General features: G+C 62.5%; 7 protein-coding genes and 1 pseudogene. 6 read left to right on the top strand and 2 right to left on the bottom strand.

All coding sequences use genetic code 11. From position 1 onward, the window contains the following. On the top strand, positions 1-270 hold a 270-nt coding region (locus tag ACLP9N_RS03065; protein WP_442406011.1), incomplete at its 5' end, for a hypothetical protein. Between the two features lie 279 nt (positions 271-549). Here the strand turns inward: ACLP9N_RS03065 and ACLP9N_RS03060 are convergent. After that, the gene (locus tag ACLP9N_RS03060; RefSeq protein WP_442406010.1) at positions 550-720 is read right to left on the bottom strand and encodes a hypothetical protein; all 171 of its coding nucleotides are present in this window, start codon (positions 718-720) and stop codon (positions 550-552) included. A 39-nt stretch (positions 721-759) separates the two neighbouring features. Then, the gene (locus ACLP9N_RS03055) at positions 760-1,695 is read right to left on the bottom strand and encodes a ribose-phosphate diphosphokinase (RefSeq protein WP_442406009.1); all 936 of its coding nucleotides are present in this window, start codon (positions 1,693-1,695) and stop codon (positions 760-762) included. Positions 1,696-2,278: 583 nt separating this feature from the next. On the opposite strand from ACLP9N_RS03055, the pseudogene ACLP9N_RS03050 reads away from it, so the two are divergent. From ACLP9N_RS03050 to ACLP9N_RS03030, 5 genes and pseudogenes are all read left to right on the top strand, one after another. Beyond that, positions 2,279-2,531, top strand: a pseudogene (locus ACLP9N_RS03050) (hypothetical protein). Positions 2,532-2,557: 26 nt separating this feature from the next. Further along, positions 2,558-3,010: a DUF5709 domain-containing protein gene (locus ACLP9N_RS03045; protein ID WP_442406008.1), complete on the top strand. Its 453-nt coding sequence runs from the start codon at positions 2,558-2,560 to the stop codon at positions 3,008-3,010. A 308-nt stretch (positions 3,011-3,318) separates the two neighbouring features. Continuing rightward, entirely contained in the window at positions 3,319-3,780 is a 462-nt protein-coding gene (locus ACLP9N_RS03040; protein ID WP_442406012.1) for an Hsp20/alpha crystallin family protein, read from the top strand. A gap of 670 nt (positions 3,781-4,450) precedes the next feature. Continuing rightward, positions 4,451-4,645, top strand: a complete 195-nt coding sequence (locus ACLP9N_RS03035) for a hypothetical protein (protein ID WP_424073866.1) — start codon at positions 4,451-4,453, stop codon at positions 4,643-4,645. Between the two features lie 368 nt (positions 4,646-5,013). After that, positions 5,014-5,545 (top strand): baeRF2 domain-containing protein (locus tag ACLP9N_RS03030; RefSeq protein ID WP_442406007.1); only part of this gene is annotated, 532 nt, incomplete at its 3' end.

Raw genomic sequence — 5,545 nt, 5'->3', positions numbered from 1 at the left:
GCGCCATTCGACCATGTCGCGCAGCCCGCTGGCGCCGTGCGCACGTTCCACTGGCAGCTTGACGGTAACTGGTTCCGCGACTTCGAGGGGACCACGCGCCGCGGCAGGCAGGCCCACGTTCAGATCTGCGGCCGACAGCAGGCCGACGGCTCGACGCGGCGGTGGATCGCCGTGCATACCCGCCACCTGAACGCGCTGGACCCGACGGCGGCCCGCGAACTGGCAGCAGCGCTGACCGACGCCGCCGACGAGACCGAGCGGCTCAGCTGAACCCACTCAGGCCACCAACGCGATTGTGCTGAATCGGGCACAAGCGGTTTTCCGTACTTTTGTGCACAAGTCGAGTCATACCGCATCTCGCACCCCACGCCGACGACGAATCGCAAGCCATCCACCCGTGCACCTCGGTGATCAGTCCGCGCTGATCGGCCCGCTCAGTCGTGGTGCCGTGATTACCAACCAATCGTCCACGTTTCGCCTTGTTTGACGGACCATCTTCGTAACATGTTGCTTCGCAAGGAAGTTCAATTCTTAGTTTCGAACGCTCGCTCATAACGACGTGTTCCCGCTGCAGTCCAGCCACACCTGAAACGTCTTGCCGACGATGATGGTCTCGACCCAAGCCGGGCCGGTGCGGACCGTACAGGTGATCCAACGCGGGTCATTGGTCGCGAATGGTGCAGTCTCGAGGGGGCTTGGCGCGTCGAGATCGGTGGCCACTGGACCCAAAATCGGCTGCACCCCAAGCCGTCTCGCTCATCACGCACGGACAGCCGGTTTATCCAGTGGCTTGTCGGTGTGCAGGCAGGCGATCGCGTCAGCTAGCGTCGGCGCGATCGAGCACACCCGGATCAAGGTGCCTGCATTCTTGACCGCAACGGTGTCGGTGACGAGCACGCGGCGCAGTTCAAGCTCATGCAGGCGGCTGACGGCGGCGTGAACCAAAAGCCCATGCGTCGCGGCCACAACGATTTCCTGTGCGGCGCCGCGCACCCGCAGCAGTTCGACCGCGGCTTCAATGGTGGCCCCGGTGGTGATCATGTCATCAATGATCACCGCCGGGCGGCCGCGCACATCGCCAGCGATGTCCAATGCGGCGACCGCTGAGCCACTTTCACGTTGTTTGCGCACCACCGCAACCGAGCCGTGCAGCACCGCCGCATACCGTTCGGCCAGCTTGACCGCGCCCAGGTCGGGAGCGACAACCACCACACCGTCCGGTAGCTCGTCGACGAGCTCACGGGACAGGGCGGGGACGGCGGACAGTGTTTCCACCGGGATTCGGCACACGGCTTCCAGGGCGGGTGTGTGCGGGTCGACGACGACGAGCCGGTCGGCACCCGCGTTGGCGATCGCATCTGTGACAACGGCTGAGCCGAGAGCCTGACCTGGTGTGGTGCGTCGATCCTGGCGGGCGTAGCCGAAGTACGGCACCACCGCGGTCACCCGGGCTGCGCGGGCCCGGCGGCAGGCGTCGAGCAGCAACAGTAGTTCGACGATGTGCTCGTTGACCGGTGGCGATGTCGGTTGAATGATGTAAGTATCTGAGCCACAGACATCTTCGACGGTGGGACGAAGCTCCCCATCGGGGAATCGCTGTAGGGAGCAACCATCGGACTCGACTCCCAAATAGTTGGCGACGGCACTGGCCAGGCCCGGATTGGCGCTACCGGAGACGATTCGCAGAACGGTCATCGAGCATCCTTTCCGTCGCCGCCCAGAGTCCATCGTTGGCAATACGCACGACAACACATAGGGACCTGCCCGAAGGCGGTCCCCGTCTTACGGCGATGGGTCAAACCGGCCTACAGAGCCGCTGTGTCTAATCACTCCGGCACTTCGGGCCGATCACCCTCGACCATCGCACCGACTCGGCGTCGGGCCGAGGGCCGAAAGTCCTCTGTCAGCCGCAGAAAGTCACACCGAAGCCGAGACTTCCAGGCAACAGCCACGTCTCGGTTTGATCGGATACGGAGCGATTGGTAAGCGCGGCGGTCCGGCGCACATGTGCCGCCCCGGGTGTCAGGGGAACCGGCAGGTGCCACAAAGGTATTCGGCACGGCGACGTACGTCGGATCAATGTCGCTTCGCGCTGTCCAACATCGTCCGCCACGCCCACGCCTCTGCGGCCGACGTCACGGTCGAAGTCGACACCGACCTGCCGGTCCAACGTCTTCGGCTAAAAGGACGAATGGCCCTAGGCAGGCAATATCGCCATCTTTAGGGTTGGGCTGCCCAAGCATCGAATAATGCGGCACCATCGCGATTCAGGAGCACAATGAGCACGGCCCGCGACATCACGCACACCGGAGCAACGTGTGTGGGAGAGCACAAGACATTGACCGCAGCGGCCCTACACATGGGCGAGTTGGGCATGGGTGCGCTGCCGATTCCGCCGGCTACTCATCACCGACTGTCATCGCCTGGTCGGCATCGTAAGCGGAGCCGACATCGCTCGCCGTCTGACCGAACATGCCATCGCGCAGTTCGTCAAAGCGATCTGCGCCACCCGAGCCATCGCCAGCCACTGATCCCTCGACAACTTGGAGACTAAGTCATGAGCACCCACTATGAGGCCGGCCCTGCGGCAGGCGAATACAGCGTGGAAGACGACAATCAGCTTCAGCCAGAGGACACTCTCATCGACCGCGGCATCGACGACATGCTCGACGAGGGGTATTCGCCGCCCGAGCGACTGTATGGACGTGGCGCATTCGGCCCGTCTGAAAGCATGGACCAGATGCTCGCGGAGGAAGAGCTCGATCCGGCGTCGCAAATCAACGTCCCGCTCGATGAAGCCGAGCAGCAACGCTCCGACGAGTCCGAGCGCGAAACCGAATTTCCCCAGCGACGTGAGGTTGGCCGCGCGCGAGCAGGTCGACTTGTCGCGCCGGACCTGGGATTTGGCGAAGACACTGAGGCGGAATTGGTCGCTGAGGACGTCGGTATCAGCGGCGGCGCAGCATCTGCCGAGGAAGCCGCGGTTCACATCATCGAAGACGAAGAGTAACGAACGGGTAAGTCACCTGTTGGCCGGGTGGGGCTAGGTGCCGACACTCTGCACCAGGCCGTTCGTCGCGGTGGGGACTCCCTGGTTTATGAGGCTGTTCGGGCGCGACAGGGGTGAAACGACCGCCCACGGAGTGCCCCAAGAGTGGCGACTTGTCACGTCATAACCAGCCGATAACTGCACCGGTCTTCACGGCGGACCGGTCGCGGCGACAAATGACCCACGCGGAGGGGACTTCGGTCTCTACCGGATGCCGGCGCAGATCGAAACCGTAAGTCCCACAACAATAAATCAACAACCGAAGGAGGATCATGACTGATCGCCCTTTGCGTCACCGACCTCGCTCGTGGCTGCCGGCCTGGTCCGATTTCCGGTCGGATCTGTGGACCGGCTTTCCGTCATGGACAGGTCTTCGGCCGCTGATCGACACCCATCTGATCCGGCTTGAGGACGAGCTGGCTGACGGCCACTACCTGCTGCGTGCCGAGATGCCCGGCATCGATCCGGCCAAGGACGTCGACATCACCGTGCGCGACGGCAAGTTGACCATGGATGCCGAACGCAGCGAGAAGAAGGAAACCAAGCGCCGCTCGGAGTTCTCCTACGGCTCATTTACCCGCTCGGTCACCCTGCCGGCAGGCGCCAACGAAGAGGACATCAAGGCCACCTGCGACAAGGGCATCCTGACCGTGGATGTGGCACTTCCCGAACATGCAGCGGCCGCGGCTGCGGCTGCGGAGAGACACATCACGGTGCAAGCCGCCAGTTAAACCCACATGTCCCGGTCGTCCCGGAGCCCAGCAAGGTTCCGGGATCGCCGTCTGGCCAGGCCCTAAGGATCCGTACATCTGAGCTGTCGCACGAGCCCGCTCACGTCCATGTCCTGCGTGGCACGTTGGAGAGTAAGGCGTGGTAACGGAAGACTCGCTGATAACGGCTTATAGTGGCTCGAAGCCGTCGCAAACAGGTCCATAATGCGTTTGGGAGGAAAGCGGCAGCAACGTGAGTGAAGGTTCTAACGAATACTACGTGCGGTATCAATTCCAGCTGGGCGACGGCCAGTGGGAGAGCGTCGCGTTTGGTCCAACGGACGAAGCTGACGCCCGACGGTTTTACAGGCGCCTCGCAAAGCACGAGAGCGTGAACATAAAGCAGCTGCGACTGCTCAAGCGTGTGTACATAGTGGTTGAAGCCGAATGACTGGGGCGCGCTGAACTCAGCAAACCAGGCCACTTCCATCCGCGCGGTAGAACGTCGATTGTCCAAACAGTCGCCACCGACGCTCCGGAAAAGTATTCCGACGTGACTATCATGTCCGCCAGGCTCTTGTTGAGGGCGTCGACTAACGGTTTCAGATCCTCAATGTAACGCTGCTACGGAGCGACAACCGCCTGCCGTCAACCGCAGACTTCGGGCCAGCTTTCATGCCAGACTCCTGGTATGACATTCGAAGTGAAACATCCGGACGGTCCCGCCGACGACTACGGCGACGAAGACACTTACGAATTCCTGAATGATGGCGTCCTCAAGGTTCGGGTGTCGTCTACCGGAAAGACGTACTACTTCCCGGCGGGTTCGTGGAAGACGCTGATCGCTGGAGACGGGCACGAACCCGGCCTGAGGCTCGCGCCATAGCAACCACACCGCTGATCTCACCTCACGCATACCGCATACCGCCGATGGGGTGTGTAGCGGAGATTGCGCCTGACCGGAATGCCAGGCGATATCCCGCAACCGCTGACTTTGGGTCCGCCTTCGCACCATTCGTTGCTTTCCGGTGAACACGACACCGACCGCGGTGATTGGGGACCAAATGCCCTCAGGCGGGGGCTTCCGACTCTGCCGACGCACGTCGGGGCTTTGTACCGTTGGCGCGCGCCAAAAGAAATGCGCAACGCGAACATGTTCGCGTCATGTCGTTTGGCTCGTGTCGGAATGCCTCGCAACGGGTCGAAGAAAAACAGTGAGGCCTAAATATGCAACCAGAACGCTTCGAATCACTGATGAGCGCGCGTGGTCCGTTCGTGTCGATCTACATCGACGACTCGCGTAATGCCGCGGACGCCGAGGCCCAGCTGGATGCGAAGTGGCGCGATGTTCGAAGACATCTCGCGGACCGAGGCGTAGACGAGAACATCATTGTCACGCTCGAGCGCGCCGTCCTGCACAGCGAACCGGCCGTGGGTCGACGGGGCCGCGGGGTGATCGCGGCCGGCGACCACGTGTTGGTCAACGAGCATCTCGTCGGCCCACCGTCGGCCACGATGCTTCGTGTGTCGGATTACCCGTACATTGTGCCCCTGGTGGAGCTCGGCATGTGGCGCCCGACGTACGTATTTGCTGCCGTCGACCATGCCGGTGCCGATATCACCCTGCACCAGGGCCACATGGTTGGGTCGGAGACCGTGGACGGCGGCGGCTATCCCGTGAACAAGCCAGCCACCGCCGGGTGGAAAGGCTGGGGCGACTTCCAGCACTCGACCGAAGAAGCCATCCGCATGAACGAGCGCGTGGTCGTCGACCGCCTCACCGAGC

The sequence above is a fragment of the Mycobacterium sp. genome (assembly GCF_052144515.1).
Taxonomy (GTDB): domain Bacteria; phylum Actinomycetota; class Actinomycetes; order Mycobacteriales; family Mycobacteriaceae; genus Mycobacterium.
This window is presented reverse-complemented; position numbering and strand designations above follow the sequence as displayed.